The sequence below is a fragment of the bacterium genome (genome assembly GCA_026708015.1).
Taxonomy (GTDB): Bacteria; Actinomycetota; Acidimicrobiia; order Acidimicrobiales; family Bin134; genus Poriferisocius.
Window position 1 is genome coordinate 6,425 of record JAPOVT010000007.1, and the last position, 24,905, is coordinate 31,329.

Annotated in this window: 26 protein-coding genes; 19 read left to right on the top strand and 7 right to left on the bottom strand. The window is 64.2% G+C overall.

Going from position 1 to position 24,905, the window contains the following annotated elements; translation table 11 throughout:
- Positions 1-246: 246 nt before the first annotated feature.
- The 5 genes from OXG30_01985 (at position 247) to OXG30_02005 (ending at position 2,418) form a co-directional block, all read left to right on the top strand.
- Positions 247-978 (top strand): hypothetical protein, encoded by a 732-nt coding sequence (locus tag OXG30_01985; GenBank protein ID MCY4133671.1) that lies wholly within the window; start codon positions 247-249, stop codon positions 976-978.
- A 45-nt stretch (positions 979-1,023) separates the two neighbouring features.
- Entirely contained in the window at positions 1,024-1,224 is a 201-nt protein-coding gene (locus OXG30_01990) for a hypothetical protein (protein MCY4133672.1), read from the top strand.
- 48 nt (positions 1,225-1,272) lie between these two features.
- On the top strand, positions 1,273-1,602 hold the full coding sequence (locus OXG30_01995; protein MCY4133673.1) for a hypothetical protein: 330 nt from the start codon (positions 1,273-1,275) through the stop codon (positions 1,600-1,602).
- 118 nt (positions 1,603-1,720) lie between these two features.
- On the top strand, positions 1,721-1,969 hold the full coding sequence (locus OXG30_02000; GenBank protein MCY4133674.1) for a hypothetical protein: 249 nt from the start codon (positions 1,721-1,723) through the stop codon (positions 1,967-1,969).
- 11 nt (positions 1,970-1,980) lie between these two features.
- Positions 1,981-2,418 carry a hypothetical protein gene (locus OXG30_02005; protein MCY4133675.1) on the top strand — a complete coding sequence of 146 codons (438 nt, stop codon included), beginning with the start codon at positions 1,981-1,983 and terminating at the stop codon, positions 2,416-2,418.
- Positions 2,419-2,758: 340 nt separating this feature from the next.
- Here the strand turns inward: OXG30_02005 and OXG30_02010 are convergent, their stop codons facing one another.
- Entirely contained in the window at positions 2,759-3,781 is a 1,023-nt protein-coding gene (locus tag OXG30_02010; protein MCY4133676.1) for an aromatic ring-hydroxylating dioxygenase subunit alpha, read from the bottom strand.
- An 89-nt stretch (positions 3,782-3,870) separates the two neighbouring features.
- On the opposite strand from OXG30_02010, the gene OXG30_02015 reads away from it, so the two are divergent.
- Genes OXG30_02015 through OXG30_02035 form a run of 5 tightly spaced genes read left to right on the top strand, consistent with a single transcriptional unit; the run spans position 3,871 to position 10,285 of the window.
- The gene (locus OXG30_02015) at positions 3,871-6,621 is read left to right on the top strand and encodes an AAA family ATPase (protein MCY4133677.1); all 2,751 of its coding nucleotides are present in this window, start codon (positions 3,871-3,873) and stop codon (positions 6,619-6,621) included.
- 9 nt (positions 6,622-6,630) lie between these two features.
- Complete coding sequence (locus OXG30_02020; protein ID MCY4133678.1) at positions 6,631-7,851, top strand: putative DNA binding domain-containing protein; 1,221 nt, start codon at positions 6,631-6,633, stop codon at positions 7,849-7,851.
- Positions 7,852-7,889: 38 nt separating this feature from the next.
- A complete protein-coding gene (locus OXG30_02025) occupies positions 7,890-9,263 on the top strand; it encodes an amidohydrolase family protein (protein MCY4133679.1) in 1,374 nt (457 codons plus the stop codon).
- A 28-nt stretch (positions 9,264-9,291) separates the two neighbouring features.
- Entirely contained in the window at positions 9,292-9,783 is a 492-nt protein-coding gene (locus OXG30_02030) for a VOC family protein (GenBank protein ID MCY4133680.1), read from the top strand.
- A gap of 7 nt (positions 9,784-9,790) precedes the next feature.
- Entirely contained in the window at positions 9,791-10,285 is a 495-nt protein-coding gene (locus tag OXG30_02035) for a VOC family protein (protein ID MCY4133681.1), read from the top strand.
- 14 nt (positions 10,286-10,299) lie between these two features.
- On the opposite strand, the gene OXG30_02040 is transcribed toward OXG30_02035, so the two are convergent.
- Entirely contained in the window at positions 10,300-11,514 is a 1,215-nt protein-coding gene (locus OXG30_02040; protein MCY4133682.1) for a cytochrome P450, read from the bottom strand.
- 104 nt (positions 11,515-11,618) lie between these two features.
- Here OXG30_02040 and OXG30_02045 point away from each other — a divergent pair, with 104 nt between their 5' ends.
- Both OXG30_02045 and OXG30_02050 read left to right on the top strand, forming a co-directional pair.
- Positions 11,619-12,050, top strand: coding sequence for a nuclear transport factor 2 family protein (locus OXG30_02045; GenBank protein ID MCY4133683.1), 432 nt, complete (start codon positions 11,619-11,621; stop codon positions 12,048-12,050).
- Between the two features lie 62 nt (positions 12,051-12,112).
- Positions 12,113-12,346, top strand: a complete 234-nt coding sequence (locus tag OXG30_02050; protein MCY4133684.1) for a 2Fe-2S iron-sulfur cluster binding domain-containing protein — start codon at positions 12,113-12,115, stop codon at positions 12,344-12,346.
- Here OXG30_02050 and OXG30_02055 read toward each other — a convergent pair.
- On the bottom strand, positions 12,331-12,984 hold the full coding sequence (locus tag OXG30_02055; protein MCY4133685.1) for a TetR/AcrR family transcriptional regulator: 654 nt from the start codon (positions 12,982-12,984) through the stop codon (positions 12,331-12,333). The two genes, OXG30_02050 and OXG30_02055, sit on opposite strands and share 16 nt — an antisense overlap.
- 4 nt (positions 12,985-12,988) lie before the next feature.
- A complete protein-coding gene (locus OXG30_02060; GenBank protein ID MCY4133686.1) occupies positions 12,989-14,305 on the bottom strand; it encodes an amidohydrolase family protein in 1,317 nt (438 codons plus the stop codon).
- 96 nt (positions 14,306-14,401) lie between these two features.
- On the opposite strand from OXG30_02060, the gene OXG30_02065 reads away from it, so the two are divergent.
- From OXG30_02065 to OXG30_02090, 6 genes are read left to right on the top strand one after another with little or no spacing between them, the layout of a single operon-like run.
- Complete coding sequence (locus OXG30_02065; GenBank protein MCY4133687.1) at positions 14,402-15,628, top strand: amidohydrolase family protein; 1,227 nt, start codon at positions 14,402-14,404, stop codon at positions 15,626-15,628.
- Positions 15,629-15,637: 9 nt separating this feature from the next.
- A complete protein-coding gene (locus tag OXG30_02070; GenBank protein MCY4133688.1) occupies positions 15,638-16,948 on the top strand; it encodes an aromatic ring-hydroxylating dioxygenase subunit alpha in 1,311 nt (436 codons plus the stop codon).
- On the top strand, positions 16,945-17,292 hold the full coding sequence (locus tag OXG30_02075) for a hypothetical protein (protein ID MCY4133689.1): 348 nt from the start codon (positions 16,945-16,947) through the stop codon (positions 17,290-17,292). The genes OXG30_02070 and OXG30_02075 overlap by 4 nt, the downstream gene beginning before the upstream one ends.
- A 20-nt stretch (positions 17,293-17,312) precedes the next feature.
- Positions 17,313-18,455, top strand: a complete 1,143-nt coding sequence (locus OXG30_02080) for an acyl-CoA dehydrogenase family protein (GenBank protein MCY4133690.1) — start codon at positions 17,313-17,315, stop codon at positions 18,453-18,455.
- Positions 18,452-19,453, top strand: a complete 1,002-nt coding sequence (locus OXG30_02085; GenBank protein ID MCY4133691.1) for an acyl-CoA dehydrogenase family protein — start codon at positions 18,452-18,454, stop codon at positions 19,451-19,453. The genes OXG30_02080 and OXG30_02085 overlap by 4 nt, the downstream gene beginning before the upstream one ends.
- A gap of 15 nt (positions 19,454-19,468) precedes the next feature.
- Entirely contained in the window at positions 19,469-19,687 is a 219-nt protein-coding gene (locus tag OXG30_02090; protein ID MCY4133692.1) for a hypothetical protein, read from the top strand.
- A 23-nt stretch (positions 19,688-19,710) separates the two neighbouring features.
- Here OXG30_02090 and OXG30_02095 read toward each other — a convergent pair whose 3' ends face one another.
- The gene (locus tag OXG30_02095) at positions 19,711-20,685 is read right to left on the bottom strand and encodes a Gfo/Idh/MocA family oxidoreductase (protein ID MCY4133693.1); all 975 of its coding nucleotides are present in this window, start codon (positions 20,683-20,685) and stop codon (positions 19,711-19,713) included.
- 56 nt (positions 20,686-20,741) lie between these two features.
- Between OXG30_02095 and OXG30_02100 the strand changes: the two genes are divergently transcribed.
- A complete protein-coding gene (locus OXG30_02100; GenBank protein ID MCY4133694.1) occupies positions 20,742-21,989 on the top strand; it encodes a GMC oxidoreductase in 1,248 nt (415 codons plus the stop codon).
- Positions 21,990-22,007: 18 nt separating this feature from the next.
- Here OXG30_02100 and OXG30_02105 read toward each other — a convergent pair whose 3' ends face one another.
- On the bottom strand, positions 22,008-23,309 hold the full coding sequence (locus OXG30_02105; protein ID MCY4133695.1) for an acyl-CoA dehydrogenase family protein: 1,302 nt from the start codon (positions 23,307-23,309) through the stop codon (positions 22,008-22,010).
- 28 nt (positions 23,310-23,337) lie between these two features.
- Positions 23,338-24,867 carry a trimethylamine methyltransferase family protein gene (locus tag OXG30_02110; protein ID MCY4133696.1) on the bottom strand — a complete coding sequence of 510 codons (1,530 nt, stop codon included), beginning with the start codon at positions 24,865-24,867 and terminating at the stop codon, positions 23,338-23,340.
- Positions 24,868-24,905: the final 38 nt, after the last annotated feature.

Sequence of the window (24,905 nt, forward strand, 5' to 3'; positions counted from 1 at the left end):
TTCCCCCCCCCCGCCCCGAAGCGAATCCGCGTCTCGGAGAACACCGGCATCCCCCAATGCCTACTGATCGCACGGCGCCGGGCCCCCCCCCCCCCCCCCACAGAATTCTTTTCGCTGCGAAAGATACCTCTGTCGCCCGAAGAGGCTCTTTCAGCTGCCGATTCCATCGCCAGCGGGGAGGCATCCGACTGGGGAAGTCGCACGCTCTGGCCAGCGGACCGAATTGCCGGTGGGGACTGGTCACCGGTGCAATGGTTCGAGGGTCGCTTGGCCGAAGCGGCCTACGAGATCAACCAGTCGCCGCTACTAGAGCCGGTAGGCAAGCGCCACGAGATCGGGCCGGCAGGCCAGAGAATTCGGGATGCCTATACGCAATGCGAATCTGACACTCCGGAAGCGGTGCCTATTTTCTGGTCGGTGAGCTCCCAAATCCACAACACCATGCACAGCAGCCCCGAAGCGAATGGCCTCGCAAAGAATGCCAAGAAGGGCTTGGCCCAGAAGTACTGGCAACGGCGCAGCCGTCTTCTCGTCGCCCAGCGGTACGACACCATTAGTGGGAGGCTTACCGCTATCTGGTCACCAACGCCGTCCATCGGATCAGGATGGACCCCTGTGACCGTTTCCGATGAGATCGACGGCCATGCATTAGCCGCATGGTGGAATTCGACGCCGACAAGGATCATGCTTTTGAACCTCAGAAGCAAGAAATTGACCTACCCCGCTTGGTCCTTGGACCAATTGCGCAGCGTTGGCATCCCAAATCCCGACAACCCTGCTTGGGCGACCCTTGCCCGAGCCTGGGAGGAAGTCAGCGACGTCGAGATTATGCCACTGTCACAAGCTGACGACTGCCCAGTTCGATCCACTATCGACCGAGCCGCCGCCCTTGCCCTCGGCGTGGAAGAACAACAGATCGCTGAGTGGCGAGGGATGCTTGCTCGTGAACCCACCATCAACAACCGCTTGGCCGACTGATTCCACCAAAGGAATGTTGTCACTGGTGTCGGTAGACATATGGGCATGGATTGTGGTGTTCTTACCAGGGAAAACGCCTCCGGCAGCAGGATTTTCGTGGACGCAGTGGACGTCTCCGGACTCGATGATTCTGCTTTGGACGCTCGTTTGCGGCAGATCGGACAGGCCCGCATCCGGTTGGACGGTTTCCTGGCGGAGGCGGTGGCGGAGAAGAAGCGACGGACCAGCCCCTACGACACCGCTTAGGCACTCAAGACCGAGTTGCGCCAATCGGGTCAACAGGCTCAGCGCATCATGCGCGATTCCAAGCAGCTTGAGGGCTTGGAAGCTACTCGGGGCGCATTGTCAGCCAGCAAGATCACCGCGGAGCACGCCCGCATCCTCGGCACCGCGGCACAGTGCGGCCCGATGGACGAAGCCAAGATGCTCGCCGCAGCTGAGATTCAGACTCCCGAGAGGCTTCGCCGCACAATGCACGAATATCAAGACGAATTCGTCGGCGACTACGGAACCAGCTCGCAGCGGCCCCCGGCACCGGGCGCGGCCGCCGGATGCGACCCTGAGGGTAGGCGACCTCCGCCTAGACGCAAACTAGCGTATCGAGGTCAAGCTACCCGGTGTTAGACCCTTCGGACCGACGTCCACCCCTGCATCCGACCTGGCGGAAACTGTCAGTTCGGAATTTGGGGCGGTCGTGGTACGCTGAATATCGTCAGGCAGAGTCGCGATAGGAGGTGCCCCCTTGAGCAACACGCTCAATCAGGCAGAAGCCAACTATGACGCGTATCTGGCCTTGCACAAAGACCGGCTGGAAAACGAGCGCCCCGGAGCAATAGCGCTCATGCACAACGAGGAGATCGTTGAGATCTACGACGACGAGGACAATGCGTATAGGCATGGCTGCGACACCTATGGACTCGGCAGCTTCTCCCTCGTGCGTATAGGCGAAAAGCCCCACCGCCGGGGACGTCGCCTGAAAGTGCTTTCCTGACAGCAGCGACTATGCCGACAATCGCAATCGAGATGACAGACAACGAGATTCGCCATGTCGCAGATGTCGCCCTGCCCGACCCGGAAGACCCATTTCACCCATTCGGGCTGTCCCCCACCCGATTCTCAGCGATAGTGGACACCGGCAGCACCCACACCGGCGTGACACAAAAGGTGGTTGACGCCCTTGAGGCCGAACAGGTAGGTGTGGCAATGGTCTCATATGCGGGGAACGAAACGGTCAGAACACCCACCTACAAGATGGTTATGGGAATCCCCATCATGGAAACCGAGGAACAGGGGGGAACAAGAACCTACGTGCGCGGCGAGAGCCTCCTGGTGGAGCTGATACCAGATCAGGAGGACGGCACGGACATCATTCTCGGGATCGACCTGCTGCAGAGTTTCCACATCACGATGTACGGGTCCCAGTGCATCATTAGTAACTGACACAGGCCTGACCTCGCTGCTCCAGCCGAAGACCTCAGAAAGGCGATACCCCGGGGCCTGTCCGAAGACATGAGCTTCCCGGGGATACACACATGCTATCGGCCGCCTTGACATAAAGCTGACGAATGGCAATGGGGACTTGGGCGCAGCCGAGGAAGAGGACTCGTTGCGCAAGCTGGGTACTGCCCGAAATCACGAGTCCTCTTCAAATGACGCTAAGAACTCCTCGGAGTTGAGATAGCGGGTGTACCGCCCCGCTGCGATATCCCCATGGGGATCTGGGATGCCGGGATCTTCTTGGTCTGAGGTGCAGTCTTCGGTTGCCAATGGTCGTCCCCTTCTAGGCCGCGCCGCCTTCGGCCATCAGCGCGGCCAGGCTGCGGCGCCATTCCACCGAGGGGCGGTCGGACTGTACGCTGACGGTGGCGGTGAGGTCCATGGGGAGCACGCCTTCGAGCTTTTCCAGCATGGCCTTGTCTTCGGCGCCGATGGCCAGGTCGAACTTCATGATCTCATCGGCGGGCACTGAGAAGTCGTCGTTGCGCCACACCACGAAGTTGAACAGCGAGTTCACGTCGTCCATCGGGGTGGTCAGCAGCAACAAGATGTGCTCCAAGCCCGACTCGTAGGCGATGGTGCTGCGCACCGAGAACGGCAGCACATAACCCGTAGTCATCCGGCGATGCAGCACATCGTCTTCCTGGCCGGTGACGGTCTGGCCCGCGTCGGAGGTGTTGTTGGCGTTCACCTCGTAGACATAGCCCCGGTAGCCGTCGGGCAGGTCGCCCATCTCCAATGGCGGGATCACCGTTTCTTGGGCCAGCCCGAAGGTGGCGGTGTGTACGAAGGGGAAGTGGGAGAAGTCCATGAAGTTGTCGGTGATCCGGGTAGACGACACCGCCCAGTGCTGGAATGGCGTATTGAGCCGCCGAAACTCGGGGTTGTCCTCTTGGGGGATCTCGGGGATCCGGCCCAGCGGCTTGCCCGGACACAGCCACACCAGGCCGTAGCGCTCCTCAATGTTGATGGTGTCGAGGTGGGCCTTGGGAGGCACCGGCGTTCCCGGCGGCGACGACGGAACCAGCTCGCACCGGCCCCCGGCACCAAAGCGCCAGCCGTGATAGGGGCACTCCAAGCAGCCGTCCACCATGCGCCCCTCCGAGAGCGGGGCCTGCCGGTGAGGACAGCGATCGGGTGCGGCGGTAAGCGATCCGCCTTCCGAGCGCCACAAGGCATAGCGGCGGCCCAGCACCTGGACACCGTGCGGTCCGGGATCGATGTCTTCGCTGAGCGCGATGGGATACCACTGGTGGTCCAGTGCGGGCTGTCCGACAAGTGCGTTGGAAGCGCCATTTCCGCTCATGGCCCGATGATATCCCGCTGGATTCCCCCGAAGAGGGGGAAGCTCATGTCCTTATGTGGTTGCTGCGCCACTCGCCCTATAGAAGAATCATGAGCGATTTTGAAGGCCCGGAGAGCTATCAAATGGACACATCCGAATCACACGTGATCGCCGAGGCGCTGGAACGGCCATCAGGCGCTCACTTCGTGCGATGCGCACTTCAGGTAAACCCCTATCACTACCGCGAGAGCTACCGGAACACACCCAACGACGGCGACGCCCAGAGCCATGCGGCAAGTCTCGTGGACAAGGCCCGCGAACTCGAAATTGGCGTGCTGGCGATAACCGACCACAACAGCGTTCAAGATGTAGAGGCATTCCGTAAGGCTGCAAGCAGTACTGAAGTGACCGTGCTGCCCGGATTCGAACTCGAGTCGAGAGACGGAATTCATGTTCTGTGCATCTACGACTCAGACACCACCACGGCTGAACTCAATCGGCTCCTGGGCGAATTCGGCATCCGCAAGACCGAGCCTTCAAGAGACAATTGCAACGAGGATTTCGCCACGATTTTGGAGATGGTCTCCAGCCAGGGCGGGATCGCCATCGCGGCCCACGCCGTTGGGGAGAAAGGACTCTTCAAGGCCCTCCGGAAGAGCGCTCGAGCGATGGCGTGGAAGAACGAGAACCTGTTGGCGATACAGATTCCCTCGTCGATTGACGAGCTTGACGAGGGGGAGCGCTCAATCATCAGGAACGAAGCACCGGAGTATGCCCGCCCGTACAAGGCGGGTCGCCATCAAGCAATTGCCGTGGTCAATGCCAAAGATGTCGCCAGCGTGAGCCATCTAAGCGAAGAGGGAGCCACCACCCTGATCAAGTTTGCCGGCCAACCCAGCGTCGAGGGGTTGCGGCAGGCCTTTCTCGATCCCGATTCGCGTGTTCGCCTCAACACCGATGAGGAACCTGAGGAGCATTCGGAGTTGGCAGCCATTGCGTGGGAGGGAGGTGGCTTTCTTGATGGCGGTGCGATTCACTTCAACCCGAATCTGAACGTGCTCATCGGTGGCCGCGGTACCGGCAAGTCGACCGTGATCGAGAGCATTCGGTACGTCTTGGACCTCGAACCTGCTGGTGACGAAGCACGCAATGCTCATCGCGACATTGTCCGTCATGTGCTTCGCAGCGGAACCAAGGTGTCGCTGCTGGTGCGTTCGCTGCACCCCGCTGAACGCCGGTATCGAATCGAGAGGACCGTTCCGAATCCGCCGGTGGTTCTCAATGACGAAGGCGAGATACTAGACCTACGGCCGACCGACGTGCTGCAACGGGTGGAGGTATATGGCCAGCACGAGATTTCTGAGCTCACCCGCAGCGGCCCCAAGCTCACCAGGCTCCTTGACCGCTTTGTGCGCTCCGACGCCGACCTCGAAACACGCAAGGCAAGCATCCAGCGCGGACTTCAAGCCTCCCGAGTAGCAATACTCGAAGCCGACGAAGAACTCGCCTCAATCGACGAGCGCCTCGCCGAGCTGCCCCGGCTTGAAGAAACCCTGGAGCGGTTTCAAGAAGCTGGTCTCGAAGAACGCCTCAAGGACCAGAGCCTGCTGGTTCGAGAGGACCGGATAGTCGAATCCATCTCGGAACGCCTACAGCCGGTACACGATGTTCTGGCGACGCTGCGCCAAGAACTACCGCTCGACCGCGCCTTTCTGTCAGAGCGCTCATTAGCGGAATTGCCCGGAGAACCGATCCTCGACAGGACGAACTCGGTGCTGGCAGAGCTGAGCGACGCACTTGAATTGGCGGCACAGCAGATCGAGGGCGCCTTGGAGCGGGCTCAGCAAGGCATCGACACAATCACCGCGGAGTGGTCGGAGCACAAGTCGGCCATAACTGAGCAGTACGAGGCGATTCTTCGTGAACTACAGAAGTCAGCCGTAGACGGGGAGGAGTTCATCCGCTTGCGTCGAAGCATCGAAAATCTGCGTCCCCTCAGAGAGCGGCGCGGCACGCTCGAGAAAGTGCGCAGCGAGGAAGTTCAGCGGCGACGCAAGCTGCTTGATGAGTGGGAGGGAGTCAAGGCCACCCAGTTCCGCGAGCTTTCAAAGGCTGCAAGTCGGGTGAGCAAGCAGCTCAAGGGCTATGTCCGGGTTGAAGTCACTGCCACGGGAGATCGGACGCCATTGACGAGCCTGCTGAGAGAAGTGGTCGGAGGTCGGTTAGATGTCGCGATCCGGAAACTCGAAGCAGCCGAGGACCTTTCCCTCACCGATCTTGCGGCTCGCGGTCGCTCGGGGGCTGAAAAGCTGACGAAGCACTACGGGATCACTCGGCAACAAGCCGAGAGCATCGCCGGAGCGGGCGAAAGCACGCTCATGAAGATTGAGGAACTGGAGTTGCCACCGACCACTGAGCTGCTCTTGAACACCTCGGGCAGCACAACAGAGGAGTCGTGGCAGTCGCTCCGCAAGTTGTCGAAAGGCCAGAAGGCCACCGCCGTGCTGCTGCTATTGCTGCTTGAATCCGATGCGCCGCTAATTGTCGACCAACCTGAGGACGACCTCGACAACCGCTTCATCAGCGAGGTAATCGTAGAAAAAATGCGAGAGAGCAAGAGGCAACGCCAGTTTGTCTTCTCGACGCACAACGCGAACATTCCCGTGCTCGGTGACGCTGAACTCATATTGGGCCTCGATGCCAAGGGCGACGTCGACGACGGCGATCTTGAAGGACGGGCATTTCTCAGCCCGGAGCACATGGGATCAATCGACACGCCCGCGGTCCGGACTCTGGTAGAAGAAATCCTCGAAGGCGGCAAGGAAGCGTTCGAGCGCCGTCGCCGCAAGTACGGCTTCTGAAGTCAACCGATGAATCAGACCGACTTGCTCCGACTGATTGCCGCTGGCGAGGGCTCGCGCGTGGAATTCAAGCGGGACGACGTACGTCCGGAAAAGCTCGCCCAGGTGATCGCCGGACTGCTGAACGTCGAGGGTGGTCAGGTGCTGCTCGGCGTCGAGGATAGCGGCGAGATCTCGGGGCTAACGCGAGCAGGTGGGGAAGCCGAGGAGTGGATTATGCAGGTCGCTCGCGATCATCTAGCGCCCCCCATCATCCCGACCTGGGAGGTCACCGAGTTCGAAGGCGGCACCATGGTCGGAATTGTGACTGTGCCGGCCAATGCACCTGACAAGCCTTACAAGTGCAAACAAGGAGCGCACTGGGTTACCAAGGTCCGGGTCGGCACCGCGACACGCGATGCCACTCGCGAGGAAGAACAGCGACTGTACCAGCAGTCGGGTGGTCTCCGCTTCGGCCTCAAGCCGGTACTAGGTGCTGGTGTAGCTGACCTCGATTCCCGACGCCTAGAGGACTACTTCGTGCGCATCCGCGGCGATGTGGAGATGCCCAGTCCTGGCTCGAAGCCGTGGCGCAGGTTGCTCTGCAACCTTGAACTTGCCATCGAGGCAGGTGGCGAAACGTACGCCACAGTCGACGGGATGCTCCTGTTCGGCCAGAACCCGGGGCGATTCCTGCCGCAGTGCGGAATTCGGGCGGTGTGCTTCGCGGGCCTTGAGCCGGGCTATGCCACCAAATCAGACGAAAGCATCAAGGGCCCATTAGTGGGCTTATTCTCAGACGGTGGCGAGCTAGTCGAAACTGGAGTGGTGGAGAGGGCTCTCGACTTCGTCCGTCGCAATACGGGCACCTCCGCGGCGCTCGAGGATGGTCGCCGTATCCAACGCCGAGACTTCCCCGAGGAGGCTGTCCGCGAAGTTGTGGTCAATGCCCTCATACACCGCGACTACAGCATCGCTGGAACCGACGTGCTGCTGTCGGTCTTCGATGATCGAATTGAAGTGCAGAGTCCGGGAAGTTTGCCTAACACAGTGAGCATCGAAGGCATGCGTGCGGGCATCCGCTACGCGCGTAACCAGGTGATGATGAGCATCATGCGTGACTACAAATACGTCGAGGGGCTGGGTATGGGCATCCGCCGACAGGTCATACCCGCCATGGAGCGACACAACGGAACCGAACCGGACTTCTTCGAAGAAGAGACCCGCTTCACCGTCTGCCTGCGGAAGTAGAAGCAGAACCGCACACTGCGCCGGTAACGTCAACTGACGTGTCAGCGGCCGACTGGGTGATCACCGGCGACATTGTGACCATGGACGCCGAGCGCACCATCATCTCCGGCGGCGCAGTGGCGGTAGCCGACGGGAAGATCGCCGCAGTAGGCAAAGCCGACGACATCCAGGCCAGGTACCCGGATGCACCCGAGCGGGGGTCGGCTGACTCGTTGGTGGTGCCCGGATTCGTCAACGCCCACCAGCACCTCACCGCCGACCGGCTGGTGGCCTCGGCCATCCCCGACGACCTGCCTCCGGGTGCCGCCATCTTCGAGTGGATCGTGCCCGTTCACGAGCATGTCACCGCCGACGACGACGAACTGGCCGCCACTTTGGGGTTGATGGAGGCGGCGACCAACGGCATCACCACCACCATCGACGCCGGCACGGTGGCCCATCCCGACCGGGTGGCCCAGGCCATGGCCCAAGTTGGCGTGCGGGGCGCCGTCGGGCGTTGGGGGTCTGATGCCGACGGCCTGCCCCAGTCCGCCCCGGCTCTTGAGGTGGTCGATGCTCAGCGGGACCTCATCGAGCGCTATCCACCCGGCGGGCTGGTGGAGTCGTCGGTCACCCTGGTGGGCCACGACCTGATGTCCGACGATCTGGTGGTGGCGGCTGCCGATCTGGCCCGCTCAACAGGGAGACGGCTGAGTTTCCACCTGTCCCCCACGCCCGACGACGCCGCCCGCTATCTGGAGCGCACCGGGCATCGTCCGCTGGTGCATCTGGATCACTTGGGGGTGCTCGGCCCCAACGTGCTGGTGGGCCACGCCGTACACATCGACGACGCCGAGATGGATGCGCTGGTGCGAACCGGCACCGCGGTGGCCTCATGTCCGTGGGCCTACCTGCGACTGGGCCAGGGACTGACACAGCGCTTCGCCCACCTGGATTTGTGGCGACAGGGAGGGCGGCTGGCGCTGGGATGCGACACCGAGAACGCCGGCGACGCCATCGACGGCCTGCGCGCCGCGGCCCTGTTCGCCGGGTTGGCCAAAGACACATCCGCCGATCCCACCGAGTTCGGCGCCCACCACGCCTTCGAGCTGCTGACCATCGCCGGGGCCGAGGCGGTGGGTTTGGCCGGCCGGATCGGCTCCTTGGAAGTGGGAAAGGCCGCCGACATCGTGGTGATCGACCGTTCCGGCATCCAGTGGCAACCGCCCAGCCCCGACCCGATTTTACAACTGGTGTGGGCGGGCGGAGGTGGATCGGTGACCGATGTGCTGGTAGACGGCCGCCTCGTGATTGCCGACGGCCAGTGCACAACAGTGGACACCGGATCGCTGCGCTCCGAGGCCCGCCAAGCCGCCCAGCGACTAATCGAGCGCTCAGGCATTCGCCCCCGTTCCCGCTGGCCGATGCGATAACCAACAACATCAACTAGAAATAGGGGCGATGACCTACCCCAACACTCTCATCTTCGTTGACTTCCCCTCCGACGACCCCGAGGCATCGGCGGTCTTCTACCACGAGGTGTTCGGCTGGGAGGTGGAGCCCCGTCCCGCGGGCATATTCCACCGGATCGTCCCCGGCCAGAACTTCCAGCTGGACGACGGCTCTCAGAGCGAGATCGGCAACCTGCACATGGGGATCCACAACGCGGCCAACGCCCGCCCCCACCCCGACCCCGACGGCGTCGAGCCCCGCGGGCTGTCCCAAGACGGGCGCACCGTGCGGATCTGGATCCTGGTGAGCGACGACGACTCCTCCGACGCCATCATGGACCGGGCCCTGGCCCGCGGCGCCACCGAGCTGTGGCGCGATCACTACTGGGCCGAGTTCAACGGGTTCAACGCCGCCTTCAAAGACCCGTGGGGCAACACCCTCATCTTGTGGACCAAGGGCGGCGACGATCCCCAGATCCCCGACGGCTGGACCGACGAGTAGACCCGCCGTGACCCATCACGATCACGACCCCGTCTACGACGTCCATCCCCCCGCCCCCCGCTGGACCCACATCGCCTTGCGGGTGGCCGACATGGACGCCACCATCGACTGGTACACCACCTACACCCCGATGCGGCTCCTCGACCGACGGGAAGACCACATGGGCTACGGGGCCTGGTTGGGCCACGGCGACTCCCCCGACTCGCCCTTCATCTTGGTGTTGGCCCAGTTCTTCCCCGAGACCGACCCGTTCAAAGACTCACCCATGGCCAAGCTGGCCCCCTTCGCCCACCTGGGCATCGAGCTGACCAGCCGAGAGGCGGTGGAGGAGACGGCGGCCAAGGGCAGCGCCGGCGGATGTCTGGCCATGCCCCCCACCGACATGCCACCCCCCATCGGCTACATCTGCATGCTGGCCGACCCCGACGGCAACATGGTGGAGTTCTCCTACGACCAGGGGGTCTACGCTCTGGCCAGCCAGCTCGCCCAGCAACAGAGCTGACCCAGCGGCGACGCTCAGCCGATCACCAGCGTCAGCTTGTCCCAGCCCCGCACCGTGGAGGTGTGGGCCCGCTCGGATTGGTCGAGGTCGACAGTCCAATCGGGGAATCGCTTGAGCATCTCATCGAGCGCCACCCGGCCCTCCAGGCGGGCCAGCGCCGCGCCGAGGCAGAAGTGCAGCCCATAGCCGAATGACAAGTGGTGGTTGATATCGCGGTGGATGTCGAAGTCGTCGGCGGTGTCGCCCCACTTGCGATGGTCGCGGTTGGCCGACCCGTTGAGCAGCAAGATGGCGCTGCCCTCGGGCACGGTGGTGCCGTGGTACTCCACGGCCTGCTTCACGTAGCGGGCCTGCACCGGCGACGGGGCCTCATAGCGCAGCGACTCTTCGATGGTGTTGGGGATGAGACCGGGGTCGGCAGCGACCTCCCAGCGCTGGTCGGGCAACAACCCCAGCATCAGCATCGTCCACCCGATGAGCTTGGTGGTGGTCTCGTTGCCTGCCGCGGACAACAGGCCGATGTAGCTGAGGATCTCCTCTCGGGTGAGGCGGCGGACAACGCCGGTGTGATCCTCGAACTCGGTGTGGATGAGCTGGGTCATCACATCGTCGGACGGATTCTCCTTCCGCCAGTCGAGGTACTCGCCGTAATTCCCCTCGGCCGCGGAAACTTCCATCGTCTGGACCGCGCCCCCTATCGGCATCTCGCTTGACTCAAGCCGCAGGCCGCTGTCGATCTGGTCGCGAATGGCCTGCTGATCCGACTCGGGGATGCCGAGCAGCATGCCGATTACCCGCATGGGCATCGGCGCACCCAACGACTCGATCACATCGAAGCTCTCGGCGCCTTTGAGGGCATCGAGTGCATCAGCGCAAAAGCGCCGCACTTGGGGCTCGATGGCATTCATCTGCTTGGGGGTGAATACCCGGGCCAGCAGACTCCGATAAACCGCGTGGCGGGGCGGATCGTCGAACAAGATCATGCCCGGGGGCATCTCCACCTCGGCCTTGAGCAACTCCAGCACCGTGCCCCGCCCGGAGATCAGCCGGGTGTGGTCTTTCAGGCCAGCCTCCACGTCGTCCCACCGGCTGAGCGCCCAGAAGTCGTGCTTATCGTTGTAGTACAGCGGGCACTCGTCGCGCAGCCGCTTCCACACCGAGTTGGGATCGTTGTCGATCTCGAAGTCGTAGGGGTCGTAGTAGGGGGCAGAAGGAGCCGATGCCGTCATGTCATTCCTCCTCACAAACGTCCTCCCGCTAGATGGCAGTCAGAAGACCGCAAAGTACCATGTTCTCCGGAAACGAGAAGATCGTTCCCCTTCGAGAGGAAGTCATGGATCAGGAGCGGATGGCCGACATCATCGAGATCGAGCAACTGCTGGCCCGCTACGCCGTCGGCATGACCAAAGACGACATCGACACCGTGATGGAGGTGTTCACCCCCGACGGCACCTACCGCGCGTTCGGCGACAAGTACGCCCTGGCCGACTTCCCCCGGCTGGTGGCCGCCGCCCCCAAGGGCCTGTTCTTGGTGGGCCCGCCGGAGATCGAGCTAGATGGCGACCAAGCCTCAGGCACCCAGCCGCTGTGCTTTGTAGGCCAGACGGACCATCAAATGCGGATCGGCTACTACAATGACACCTACCGCCGCACCCAGAGGGGCTGGCGGCTAGCCACCCGCTCGATGACCTTCCTTCGGCGAAGCGGCGCCCGAGACGCCGGCCGCACCCACGACCCCGACCGCCCCGAGCCGTCGGCTAGCTGAGGCTGAAACCGGTGAGCAGCTCCATCAGCTTGACGATCATCTTCAGGGGCAAGCGTCGCACCATGGACTACGTCGAGGGCGACACTGTGCTGGAATCGGCCCGGAGGGCCGGGCTGAGTCCGCCGTTTTCCTGCGAGGCAGGCAACTGTGCAACCTGCATGGCCTTTCTCAAAGAGGGCAGCGTCACCATGCGGGCCAACGAGGCGCTGGAACCCGATGAGGTGGAAGACGGGTACATTCTCACCTGCCAGTCGGTCCCCGACTGCGATTCAGTAGTCGACTACGACAGCTTGTGATCGGGGACGATGGCGTGGAGGCAGAAGCGCCAGACTTCCTCGCCGGTGACCGGCCGATCCACACCGGTGCTCCGCCCCGCGGTGACGGTGGCGGCCTGGAGGACGACAGCTGCTAGACGTCGCGGGCGCCCTTCCCGAAGGAGACCGGCTTCACCTACCTGCTCCACGATCTCGGCCACGTATTCGTAGAGGGGTGAATAGGCCGCCACCACCTCCTCGGGGTGGTCGACCAGTAGCCGCTGGGCGAACTCGGCAAACAGCGGCTGCTCCGATACCCGTCCCGGCGCGCACAGGTCGTACACCATCAGCACCACCTGCTCCAGACGGTCGAGCGGACCGCCCTCGGCAGTGGCCGTCCGGATACGGGCCACCGCGATGCCCATCTCCTCTTCGAACAGAACCAGCAGCAGCTCGTGCTTGCTGTCGAAGTACTGGTAGAAGCTCCGCACCGACTGCTTCGACTGGTCGACCACCTCTTGAACGGTGAACTCCGTTGAGGCCTTGGCCGCGATGGCATCGCGGGCCGCGTCGAGAAACTGCTGAACCCGCTTGGCCGCCCGGTCTCGGGCCGTCCGGGTCGACCGCTCGATGGCCCGGTCTCGCCACATCGTGTCCCGGCCCAGTTCGTCGACCTTCATGGCATCAGCTGGCCCGCTGCGCGCCGGTGCCCGCGGCGCTCTGGCCCATGTTCTGCCAGCGCGCCTGGACCTGCTCGGCGGTCAGCTTCTCCCGCCGGCTCATCGAGCGGATGCTCACGTCGTGGCCGGCGGCGGCCGCCCGCAGAGCGCCCACCGAGGCCTGCTCTAGAGGAACATGGCTGAAGGGGTCGAACGAATACCACGCCATGGCGTTTCGATGGGTGATCTTGTCCGCCTCGTCCTGGGCCACCCCAGCCTCGGTCATCAGCTTCGCCAATTCTTCGGGGGCGTCGGGCCACGCCGAGTCGCTGTGGGGGTAGTCGCACTCCCAGCTTATGTTGTCGATGCCGATCTGGTTGCGCAGATACACCCCGGTGTGGTCGGAGATGAAACAGGTGAGGAAGTGCTGGCGGAACACGTCGCTGGGCACCCGGCCGCCGAAATCCTGGCCGGTCCAGCGGTGGTGCATGTCGTAGGTGCGGTCGACCCGCTCCAAGAAATACGGCACCCATCCGGTGCTCCCCTCCGACAAGGCGATGCGGATGGCGGGGAACTCCTTGAGCACCCGGGACCACAGCAGGTCGGCGGCGGCCGATTGGATGTTCATCGGCTGAAGGGTGATCATCACGTCGGGGGGCGAGTCGGGCGCCGGGAAGCTGAGCTGACCCGATGAGCCCAAATGGATCGACAGCACCGTGTCGGTGTCGCACACCGCGGCCCACAGCGGGTCCCAGTACCGGTCGTGGAAACTCGGATAGCCCAGGGCGGCTGGGTTCTCGGTGAACGAAAGCGAGTGGCAGCCCTTGTCGGCCACCCGGCGCACCTCCTCAGCGCACTTCTCGGCGTCCCAAATAACCGGCAGCGCCATGGGGATGAACCGCCCCGGATGGGCCCCGCACCACTCGTCTATGTGCCAGTCGTTGTAAGCCCGCACCAGAGCCAGGCCGAACTCCTCGTCTTCCACTGCGAACAACCGGGCGGCAAATCCGGGAAACGACGGAAAGTTCATCGACGCCAGCACTCCGCAGGCGTTCATGTCCTTGATCCGCTCGTCAACCATGAAACACCCCGGCCGGATCTCCTCCAGCGACTGGGGCTCGACGCCGTACTCCTCCTTGGGACGGCCGGCCACTGCGTTGAGGGCCACGTTGGGCACCTCGACCTCGCCGAAACGCCACACATCGGCCCCGTCATCACGGCGCACGATACGGGGCGCGTCGGCCTTGTAGCGCTCCGGCAAGTGGGCATCGAAGAGATCGGGAGGCTCGATGATGTGATCGTCGACGCTGATGAGAATCAGGTCTTCGGGAGCAAAGGCCATGGCCGCCTCCGTGCGGGAATCTTGGTCAAGGTTAGGCTGGGAATGAGATTCCCCTATTATCGCAACAACATTCCAAGTCTCCTGAAAGGGACAGCGATGCCCAACCCGACGGCCACCGCCCTGCACGGGCGAGGGGTGCTCGACATCGACACCGGCGAGGTGATCGAGCCCGGCTATGTGCGGGTGGAGGGCAACCGCATCGCCGAAGTCGGTTCCGACAAGCACATTGCCGACGACTGCGACGAGGTGATCGAGCTTCCCGAGCTCACGCTGTTGCCCGGCTTCATGGACATGGAGGTCAACCTGTTCATGGGCGGTCCCGGCGCGGGCCTGTTCGACTCGGTGCAGGCCAACCCGGCCAAGATGACGCTGCGGGCCACCGCCAACGCCCGCCGCACGCTGCGGGCCGGCTACACCACGGTGCGAAACCTGGGCTTGTTCGTGAAGACGGGCGGATACCTGCTCGACGTTGCCCTGGGCGAGGCCATCGACGCCGGATGGGTGGACGGCCCCCGGATCGTGCCCGCCGGTCACGCCATCACCCCCACCGGCGGACATCTCGACCCCACCATGTTCCAGGCCCTCGCCCCCGACGTGCTGCCCATAACGGTGGAAGAAGGGGTGGCCGACGGCATCGACGAAATCCGCCGGGCCGTGCGCTACCAGATCAAATATGGCGCCCAGTTGATCAAGTGCTGCGGTTCCGGCGGGGTGATGTCGCACACCGGGCCCGCCGGGGCCCAGCAATACTCCACCGAGGAGTTGACCGCCATCGCCGACGAGGCCCACCGCCGAGGCCTCAAAGTGGCCATCCACTGCCACGGCGACCAAGCCGTCCGCTCGGCCATCGAGGCCGGCATAGACTGCATCGAGCACGGCTTTCTGATGAGCGACGACACCATCCAGCTCATGGTGGACACCGGCACGTTCCTGGTGAGCACCACCGCTTTGACCGAGAACTGGGACGTTTCCAACCAGCCGCCGGAGCTCCAGGCCAAGGCGGCTGAGGTATTCCCTCAGGCCCGCCAGACCATCTCCAAGGCCATCGAGGCCGGGGTCAAGATAGCCGCCGGCAGCGACGCCCCTGCTATCTGGCACGGTCGCAACGCCGAGGAGTTGGTCGTTTTGGTGAGGCGGGGGATGACCCCGCTTCAGGCCATCCGGGCCGCCACGGTGGTCAGCGCCGACCTGATCGACGCCCCCGACCTCGGTCGCATTGCTCCGGGGATGCTGGCCGACATTGTCGGGATGCCCGGCGACCCGCTCACCGAGATCGAGCGGGTGCAGTTCGTGATGAAAAACGGCGCGGTCTGCAAGCGCTAAGGAGACGCTATGGCCCATTTCCCCAAGCCAGCGGAGGGCAGCTGGACCGAGCACTACCCCGGCCTGGGAACCGGTCCGGTCTCCTACAAGGACTCCTACGACCCTGACTACTGGCAGCAGGAGATCGACGCCATCTTCAAAAAGGAGTGGCTGTGCATAGGGCGCGTCGAGCGGTTGGGACGGGCAGGCAGCTACTTCACCAGGGAATTCCCCTGGGCCAAGCGGAGCATTTTGGTGGTCAAAGACCGGGAGGGCACCGTGCGGGCGTTCTACAACGTCTGCCGCCACCGGGGAAACAAGCTGGTGTGGGATGACTTCCCCAACGAGGAGACCTCCGGGGTGTGCCGCCAGCTCACCTGCAAGTACCACGGCTGGCGCTACGACCTCGACGGCTCGCTGGTGTTCATCCAGCAGGAGTCGGAGTTCTTCGACGTTGACAAGGATTCTCTCGGCCTGGTTCCGGTAGCCTGTGACATATGGGAGGGCTTCATCTTCGTCAACCTCGACCCTGAACCCCAGCAAACGCTCGCCGAGGCCCTGGCGCCGCTGTCAGAGGGTCTGGCCGGCTATCCGTTCGGCGAGATGACCCAGACCTACGAGGTGCGCTCGGAGATCGACAGCAACTGGAAGCTGTTCATCGACGCGTTCGTGGAGTTCTACCACGCCCCGGTGCTGCACCAGCGCCAGGCGGCCGCCGAGGAGGCCGAGAAGCTGGCCGGATTCGGCTTCGAGGGACTCCACTACGAGCTGTTCAGCCCCCACTCCATGGTGTCGTCGTGGGGCGGCATGTCGCCGCCCAAGGACCCGAGCATGGTCAAGCCGATCGAGAACCTGCTGCGCAGCGGCCTGTTCGGTCCCTGGGACAAGCCCGCAGCCGTCAACGACAATCAGGATCTGCCTCCGCTGCTCAACCCGTCCAAGCACCGCTCGTGGGGCATCGACTCATTCGTGCTGTGGCCCAACTTCATGATCTTGTTCTGGGAGACAGGCTGGTATCTCACCTACTCCTACTGGCCCCTCGGCCCCGGCAAGCACCTGTTCGAGTCAACCCTCAACTTCGTTCCGCCGGAGAACGCCAGCCAGCGCGCCGCCCAGGAATTCGCGTTCTCCACCTTCAAGGAGTACGCCTTCCAAGACGCCAACACCCTGGAGGCCACCCAGGCCATGATCGAGAGCGAGGTGGTGGACACCTTCATGCTCAACGACCAGGAGATCCTCTGCCGCCACCACCACGCCGCGGTGCGCGAGCAGGTGAAGGCCGGCGGGCGGCCGGGCGGCTACCCGTGGATGCCGGCGTCGGACAACGGCGGAGGGGAATGACTGTGAGCGACACCTCCGCTGCGGCGCTGCCCTCCGACTTCGCCGACCTGGCCCCGTATGCCGACTGGGCCCTCGACTCCTGGCGGGAGCGCTATGAGAAGCGCTTGGACTCGACGATGGTCGATATGCAGGCGTTCTACGACGCCATGATGCCCCGGCTGTCCGAAATCATGGACTATTGCGACACTTTCGACCTCGACGACCTCCCCGATGATGCCCGCAACCTGCTCTTGCTGACGTTCTCTCTGTGCGAGGCCTCGTTTCCGGTGGAGGCGTGGCGGCAACCCCGCGTCCCCGACAGCGGCTCGGCCGACTTGGAGATGGTGCGGGAGCCTCCGCTGTAACCTAAAGCGCCTTGGCAACGATGGATCCTGACACCTTTCGACGCGACTTGGGGGCGTGGCTCGACGCCAACACCGATGATCTGACCCCGCCCTATGAGGGCGCGGGCTCGATGGACGAGCAGATGGCCCACTACGTCCACGTCAAGCGGGCCCTATTCGACGCCGGGTTCGGCCGGTACGGATGGCCGGAGTCGGTAGGGGGGCTAGGGGGCTCTCCGCTGTTGCGGGCCGTCGTCGGCGAGGAGGTCAACCTGCGGGGGCTGTCCGATCCGAGTCCCTGGACGATGATCGAGGTTCTGGCCCCCACCGTCATCGACTTCGCCCGGCCCGAGATTTCCGCCCGTTTCGTGCCGCCGTTTATGCGGGGCGACGAGATGTGGTGCCAGGGGTTCTCCGAGCCCGATGCGGGCAGCGACTTGGCCTCCCTGTCGTGCCGGGCCACCAAAACCGACGGCGGTTGGGTGGTGAGCGGACAGAAGATCTGGACCAGCTTCATCCAATACTCCTCGCGCTGCGTACTGCTCACCCGGACCGGCGACCCGGACAGCGCCCATCGAGGCATCACTGCTTTGCTGGTGGACGTGGACTCTCCGGGCATCACCTTTAGCCCGATCGAGACCATGCACGGTCGGCTGGACTTCGCCGAAGTCCATTACGACGAAGTTTTCGTGCCCTCCGACCGGCTCATCGGCGAGGAGAACGGGGGATGGCAAGTGGCCATGGACATCCTCCCCTACGAGCGGTCCACCACGTTCTGGCAACGGGGGGCCCTGTTGCACCGGCGATTGTCCGACTTGGTGACCCAGGTAGCCGATTCGGGCGATTTCAGCGACGCTGCGGCCAAGGCGGTTGGTCAGGCGTACCTGTCCCTGGTGGCCTTCCGCTGCCGATCCCGCGACACCCAGCACCGGCTCGACGCCGGCCAACAGCCAGGGGTGGAGACGTCGATCGACAAGATGCTCATCACATCGGCCGAGCAGCAGCTGTTCGAGGCAGTGCGTGACTTGCTCCCCGGCGTGATCGAGTTCGACGAAGACCTCACCGCCGCTCAGTGGCGCACCGATTACCTCTACTCCAAGGCGGCTTCCATCTACGGAGGAACCTCCGAGATTCAGCGCAACATCGTCGCCCGCCGTTTACTCGATTTGGGGCCAGAGTCATGAGCGAACTCCTCGATCACAACGATTGGACCCTGCTATCTGCGAGTTTCACGTCGGCGATGCTTGACGCGCCCGGTCCGGCTGAGGCTGACCAAGTGCTAAACGAGATGGGCTGGGCCGATCTGCTACATGCCGCCCCCGGACCGGCCGTGGCGATTGCTTTCAGCGCACTCGGCGCTTCAGGCTCGGCCGCCACCTTGCTCGATGACGTGGTAGCCCACGCGCTCGGCATACCCATATCGCCCTCCTCCTGCGTCTTCTTTCCTACCTCCTTGCACACCAACCCTGCGGCCCCACAACCAGGCGATCCCCGGTCCCTGATGGAGGAAGATCCCCTTGTCCTCAATGGTCTGGTGTCGTCGCGGATAGACCGGGCAAACACAGTGGTGTTGCCCGTGGATGAGTTCGAGGGCACAGAAACAGCAACGATTGAGGCCGGCTTGCTCCAAACACCGGCGCTAACCGGAATCGATCCCGATCACCCCTATCGCCATGTATCAGCTCACATCGCGACCGACGATCTGACTCCGTTGCAGACAAAGGGCAACTGGGAAGCCGCAATGACCGCCGCCCGGATGGCGCTGGCCTACCAGCTTCTCGGCGGAGCCCGATGGATGCTGGACGAAGCCCGCCAGCACGCCATCGACCGCGAGCAATTCGGTCGCCCGGTGGCGTCCTTTCAGGCGATTCGCCACAAATTGGCCGAGTCGCTAGCGCTAATCGAGGGAGCACAATCGGTGACCGAAGCGTGCCTCCGCGATCCCAACCCCCTGTTGGCCGGGCTGGCCAAGTCTTTGGCCGGTCAAGCTGCACTTACCACGGCGACCCATGCCCAGCAGGTGCTGGCCGGAATGGGCTTTACCGCCGAGCACAGCTTCCACCTGGGTCTCAAGCGAACGCTGGTGTTGGACGCGCTGTGCGGCTCATCCAACTGGCTCCCAACAGAGATCGGCCGCGATCTGTTGATATATGGGACCGTGCCCCGCCTCATCCAGCTCTGATTACTAGGAGGAACTATGGGTCGAGAGGACTACGCCAGATACGCCAAGAGCTGGTCGCCGCCCGACTACACCGTTGACGACAACGGCAAGGTGGTGGGCGGCTATGTGCCCGAGGGGCCCAACAACTGGGGGCGCTGGGGCGACGACGGCCGCTATGAATTCATGCTGGTAGCACCACCGCTCAACATCCCCGGCGCGGTGGGCTCGCCTCTAAACCCCATCGCCATCAAATAGGTGCCAACCGAACGCTAAGCGCCCTACTCCCCAGGGAACCGCAGGCCAATCTGGTCGCGGATCTGGTCGAGGGTGCCCATGATCGAGAGCGTTTCGGCGTGGGAGATCACCGGGCTCTCCAGCTCACCGGCGGCCAGGCAGCGGTGGAACTCATCTACTTGGAACCGGAGACCGTCGCCCTCCCAGGAGCCGTCAATCTCCTCCCGGTCGAACCCGCGAACCACCGTGAGCGACCCCGGGCAGTGCATGAACGCCGGGATCTCAATGGTTCCCTCGGTACCGGCAATGCGGGCGGTGCAGCCCAAGTTGGTGGCGATGGCCGCCTTCACCACCGCCAGCTCGCCGCCGGGGTGGCCGAGAACGGCGGCCACCTGCTCGTCGACCCCGGTCTCGCCGATCCGACCCTGAGCCGCCACGCTGGTGGGCGTGCCCAATACCAGAGAGGCAAACTGCACGGGGTACACGCCTAGGTCGAGGATCCCCCCGCCGCCCCGCTCGGGGTCGTACAGACGGTGGTCGGGATCGAATGGTTGGTGGAACCCGAAGTCGGCCTCCACCAGTTGGGGCTGGCCGATGGCCTGGTCTGCGAGCAGGTCGGCCAATACCCGATAGGCGGGGAGGAAGCGGCTCCACATGGCCTCCATCAGCAGCAGCCCTCGCTCCCGGGACGCATCGATCATGCGCTGGCTCTGGGCCCGGTTGAGCGCAAACGGCTTCTCGCACAACACAGGCTTGCCCGCCTCAAGAAACAGCAGCGTGTCCTGTTCGTGGCGGGATTGAGGGGTGGCCACGTACACCGCGTCCACTCCGGGATCGGCGGCCAGCTCCTCATAGCTGCCGTAGGAGGCCGAAGCTCCGTACTGGGCGGCAAAGTCCCTGGCCCGGTCGGCCGAGCGCGACCCAATAGCGTAGATCTCAGCGTCGTCCAGCAACTGGAGCCCGTTGGCAAACCCAACGGCGATGCCTCCCGGCCCGGCGATTCCCCATCGAACAGTCACGGCGGCACGCTACCGCACGCGATTGGCTGTGGCCCTCCCCTACCCTGGGCCGTTGAATGGACCAAGAGACACTGGCTTGGCTGACCGATCCCGACTCGGGGTGTTGGGAGGAGTTGGGTTACCAGCGATTCCCCCTGGGCGAGCCGGAATTGGTTGACACCGTGCCGCCGGTGGTCGATTGGGACGAGGTTCGGGATCGCTACGACGCGGTGGTGATCGGCAGCGGGGCAGGGGGCGGTGTGGCCGCTCACGTTCTGGCCGCAGCGGGCTGCTCGGTGCTGGTGGTGGAGCGGGGCCGCGCCCTCAAATCCACCGAAATCGGCTGGGACCCGGTGCGCAACCACCGCACCGCCGTCTTCGGGTTCGGCGAGGGGGTAACCCCGGTCGGAAACCCCCGGGCCGTAAAGGATGGGAATGGCGAACAGGCCGTCGAGCCCCACGATTTCCGCTACCACAACAACGCCGTTGTGCTGGGGGGCGGCCCCCGGCTGTACGGCTGCCAAGGATGGCGGTTCGCGCCGGAGACGTTTCGCATGGCCAGCGAGTACGGCGTACCCGACGGCTCGGCCTTGGCCGACTGGCCCATCACCTACGTGTTGGCCCACGGGCACGTCGACACCGACGAGCCGCTCAGCGATGGCATCGGCCCCGGCCTGGCCATGGCCACCCGAGAGCACTGCCACCACAACGACGGGATCGTCGGCGGCGGCATGATCGCCGACGAATATGCGGTGTCGCCGGTGCAGCACTGGGTGATGGGGTCGTGGTTCCGGCCCCAGCACCAAAGGGCCGCTGAGGCTGCGGGCGAGATCGACGAGTATGGGCGCCCGACGGGAGCGTCAGCTCGGCAGGCCCTGCGGGACACCTACCGGCGCACGATCATGATCATGGGCCCGATCCAGGAGATCCCCACCCGATCGGCCGGGCTCGACCTGTCGGCGGAAGTGCGGGATCGCTGGGGCCTGCCGGTGGCCCGCTTCTTCGGCGTGCAGCACGAAGAGGACCTGCACACCGCGGAGTTCCTGGGCGACCGGGCCAAGGAGTGGATTGCCGCCACCGGAGCCCGGGACATAACCGGGGGTTCGATGGGGTTCCAAATCCTGTCCGGCGGCCAGCACCAAGCCGGCACCGCCCGCATGGCCGAAACTCCGGCAGCCGGCGCCGTCGATCCCCAGGGGAAGGTGTGGGGCTGTGAGCGGACCTATGTGGCCGACTCCTCGCTCCATGTCACCAACGGCGGCGTCAATCCCGTGCTGTCCATCATGGCCAACTCCTGGCGAGTAGCCGACCTGCTCTCCCGCTGAACAGGGCCGATCCCCCGCTCAGGCGTTCAGCAGCTCCTCTTCGATGCGCTCGGCCATCACCTGGGTGGCCCATTCGATCTTGGCGGGCAGGTGCTCGGTGGGGAACAGCCCCTCAGAAGGCCGGTAGTCCTTGAGCACCTGCTTGGCGATGGTGTCCTTGTGGACCTCGGTGGGGCCGTCGGCCACCCCGAAGGTGGGAGCCATCATCCACATGTTGGCCAGCGGGGTCTCGTTGGACATTCCCAGCGAGCCGTGGATCTGCATGGAGCGGAAAACCACGTCCATCAGCACCCGGGGGGTGGCCACCTTCACTCCGGCGATGTAGAGCCGAGCCTTGGAGGTGTCGGACTGGTCGATCTGCCAGGCGGCGTGCAGCACCTGCAAGCGGAACTGCTCGATCTGGATCCACGAGTCGGCGATCATGTGCTGCACCGCCTGCTTCTCGGCCAACAGCGATCCCTTGGTCTCCCGGCTGAGGGCCCGCTCGCACATCATGTCGAACGCCTTCTTGGCCGTGCCCACCGAGCGCATTGCGTGGTGTACCCGGCCCCCGCCCAAGCGGGTCTGGGCGATCTTGAACCCGGCCCCCTCTTCGCCCATGAGGTTTTCGATTGGAACCCGGCACTCGTTGAACCGCAGATAGCTGTGGCCACCGTGGCCCCGGCGCTCGCCGCCCACGCCCACGTTGCGCACCAGCTCCAAGCCGGGGACGTCGTGGGGCACCAGCATCATGGACGATCCCCGGTACACCGACACGTCGGGGTTGGTGATGAGCATGACGATGAGGAACTCGGCCCGCGGGTAGTTGGAGGCGAACCACTTCTCGCCGTTGATCACCCACTCGTCGCCGTCTCGATGGGCGGTGCAGGTGAAGTGGTTGGGATCGGAGCCGCCCTGGGGCTCGGTCATGGAGTAGCAGGTGGAGATCTCTCCGGCCAGCAGAGGCTTTAGGTACTTCTCCTTCTGCTCGTCGTTGGCGTAGTGGGCCAAAATCTCGGCGTTGCCCGAGTCGGGCGCCTGGCTGCCAAACGCCGAGGGGCCGAACGTGGAGCGGCCCAAAATCTCGTTCATCAGCGCCAGCTGCACTTGGCCGAACCCCATGCCCCCCATCTCCGGCTTGAGGTGGCAGGCCCACAGCCCCCGGTCCTTGACCTTCTGCTGGATGCGGCGCAGGTGGCTCTGCACCTCCTCGTCGGACTTGTCGAACGGCGACCGACCCCGGAAATAGTGGTCCAGTGGCTCGATCTCGGTGTGCATCAGCTCGGTGAGCCAATCCAGGTGGTCTTGAAACTCAGGGTCAGTAGAAAAATCCCAGGCCATGCTCCGACACTAGTGACGGTGCGCTTGGTCAGCGAATGGGGGCGAGGTGGATGGGGAAGGCTTCTCGGATGCGGGCGTCAGCTTCGACGGAGATGTGGTCGGGCTTGGGGCCGCTGAGCACTCCGGTTACGTAGTCGTGGGCCACCTCGTCCATGAGACGGGCACCGGCGTCCACCCAGTCGTCGGGGCTGAGGCGGTCTCCGATCAGGGGATATATGTACTCGGTCTGCATGAGCGAGAGGGTTTGGGAGTGGCCGAGGAAGTGCCCTTCACCCTTCACCACGTCGGCGATCACCTGGGCCGACAGCGTCTCGGGGGTGATCTCGATGCCCCGCACCGTGCGGTTGATGGAGCCCAGCATGTCGTTGTCAATCACCAGAGCCTCCAGCGAGCAGGCCATGATGCTGGCCAGCATCCCGGCCGTCTCGTTGATCATGTTTGCCCCGGCGTTGGCGGCCAGGGTGATGGCGTTGGCTTTCTCGGCCCCGGCCTGGTTGTCGGGCAGCTTGGAGTCGGCCATTCCTGCGGCCACGCCCGACGGCAAGCCCAAGTAGTTCACCACCTGGGCCGCGGCGGCGTTGATGATCGCCTCTTCGCCGCTGCCCCCGCTCATCGCCCCGGTTCGCAGGTCGGACACGAACGGCCACATGCCCAAAACGCAGGGATGTCCGGGCAGCACCAGGTTCACCGCGGTCAAACCGGCCAGGCACTCGGCCAAGGCCTGCACCAGCGACCCGGCCAGCGCGGCCGGTGAGGTGGCCCCCGCCTGACCGGCTGAAAGCAGGTTGAGCGGCATGCCTCGGCGGGCTTGCTCAAGGAGGCACAGCGCCGACTCCTCGGCGAAGCGCAGCGGGGGCACCACGAAGGTGTTGTTGGCGATGCTGAAGGGACGGCGGGCGAACTCCCCCTCGGCGCCCAACGCCATGTCGAATAGGTCCACGCACTCGTGTACATGGTCGGGGTGGAACATGGCCGTGCCCAGCGGCTTGGTCGTGCCGGCCAGAATGGCGTAGGCGGTGTTGATGTCCAACTCCCGGGCGGTTTCCATGTCGCGGGCCACCAGCGTCCGCACGAACACGTGGATGTTGTCGAGGGTGTCGACGATCCGGGCCACGTCGTAGAGGTCGGCCAGAGTGCTATGGCGGAAGCGCTTGGTGTCGTGATCGAGCATCATGACCGCCGCCCCGCTGGTGCAGAAGTGGACTCGGTTTCCGCCGATCTCCACCCCCCGGTCGGGGTCGAACCCGTACAGCGTGAACTCCTTGCACGCCCCGTCTACCACTCGCCGGACGAGGTCGGGGGGGAAACGCAGACGGTCGTGCTCGTCCATCCGTCCGCCGTTGGCCGTCACCGCCTCGATGATCTCCGGGGTGGCCTGGCCCATACCCAGATCGGCCAACAGGCCGAGGGCCGACTCGAATACATCGTCGCACTGCCCTTCGGACAGAGGCCGAAAGGCTCCGCCGGGCATCCCCGGCCACACCGCCTGGGCATCTGCGGCCAGCGGGGCCTCCCGCATGGCCACTCGGGCCGCTCGTCCTCCTGCTCGCCTCGCCATATCACGCTCTCGATTTCTCGTTAGTGAGACCCCGTTCC

Excerpts from the sequence above, each read along its gene's own strand:
- OXG30_02080 (MCY4133690.1), top strand. The coding sequence starts at position 17,313 with ATGGATCCTGACACCTTTCGACGCGACTTGGGGGCGTGGCTCGACGCC.
- OXG30_02085 (MCY4133691.1), top strand. The coding sequence starts at position 18,452 with ATGAGCGAACTCCTCGATCACAACGATTGGACCCTGCTATCTGCGAGT.
- OXG30_02090 (MCY4133692.1), top strand. The coding sequence starts at position 19,469 with ATGGGTCGAGAGGACTACGCCAGATACGCCAAGAGCTGGTCGCCGCCC.
- OXG30_02020 (MCY4133678.1), top strand. The coding sequence starts at position 6,631 with ATGAATCAGACCGACTTGCTCCGACTGATTGCCGCTGGCGAGGGCTCG.
- OXG30_02055 (MCY4133685.1), bottom strand. The coding sequence starts at position 12,984 with ATGAAGGTCGACGAACTGGGCCGGGACACGATGTGGCGAGACCGGGCC.
- OXG30_02070 (MCY4133688.1), top strand. The coding sequence starts at position 15,638 with ATGGCCCATTTCCCCAAGCCAGCGGAGGGCAGCTGGACCGAGCACTAC.
- OXG30_02075 (MCY4133689.1), top strand. The coding sequence starts at position 16,945 with ATGACTGTGAGCGACACCTCCGCTGCGGCGCTGCCCTCCGACTTCGCC.
- OXG30_02100 (MCY4133694.1), top strand. The coding sequence starts at position 20,742 with ATGGACCAAGAGACACTGGCTTGGCTGACCGATCCCGACTCGGGGTGT.
- OXG30_02110 (MCY4133696.1), bottom strand. The coding sequence starts at position 24,867 with ATGGCGAGGCGAGCAGGAGGACGAGCGGCCCGAGTGGCCATGCGGGAG.
- OXG30_02015 (MCY4133677.1), top strand. The coding sequence starts at position 3,871 with ATGAGCGATTTTGAAGGCCCGGAGAGCTATCAAATGGACACATCCGAA.
- OXG30_02065 (MCY4133687.1), top strand. The coding sequence starts at position 14,402 with ATGCCCAACCCGACGGCCACCGCCCTGCACGGGCGAGGGGTGCTCGAC.
- OXG30_02030 (MCY4133680.1), top strand. The coding sequence starts at position 9,292 with ATGACCTACCCCAACACTCTCATCTTCGTTGACTTCCCCTCCGACGAC.
- OXG30_02105 (MCY4133695.1), bottom strand. The coding sequence starts at position 23,309 with ATGGCCTGGGATTTTTCTACTGACCCTGAGTTTCAAGACCACCTGGAT.
- OXG30_01990 (MCY4133672.1), top strand. The coding sequence starts at position 1,024 with ATGGATTGTGGTGTTCTTACCAGGGAAAACGCCTCCGGCAGCAGGATT.
- OXG30_02050 (MCY4133684.1), top strand. The coding sequence starts at position 12,113 with ATGGACTACGTCGAGGGCGACACTGTGCTGGAATCGGCCCGGAGGGCC.
- OXG30_02010 (MCY4133676.1), bottom strand. The coding sequence starts at position 3,781 with ATGAGCGGAAATGGCGCTTCCAACGCACTTGTCGGACAGCCCGCACTG.
- OXG30_02040 (MCY4133682.1), bottom strand. The coding sequence starts at position 11,514 with ATGACGGCATCGGCTCCTTCTGCCCCCTACTACGACCCCTACGACTTC.
- OXG30_02005 (MCY4133675.1), top strand. The coding sequence starts at position 1,981 with ATGCCGACAATCGCAATCGAGATGACAGACAACGAGATTCGCCATGTC.
- OXG30_02045 (MCY4133683.1), top strand. The coding sequence starts at position 11,619 with ATGGATCAGGAGCGGATGGCCGACATCATCGAGATCGAGCAACTGCTG.
- OXG30_02060 (MCY4133686.1), bottom strand. The coding sequence starts at position 14,305 with ATGGCCTTTGCTCCCGAAGACCTGATTCTCATCAGCGTCGACGATCAC.
- OXG30_01995 (MCY4133673.1), top strand. The coding sequence starts at position 1,273 with ATGCGCGATTCCAAGCAGCTTGAGGGCTTGGAAGCTACTCGGGGCGCA.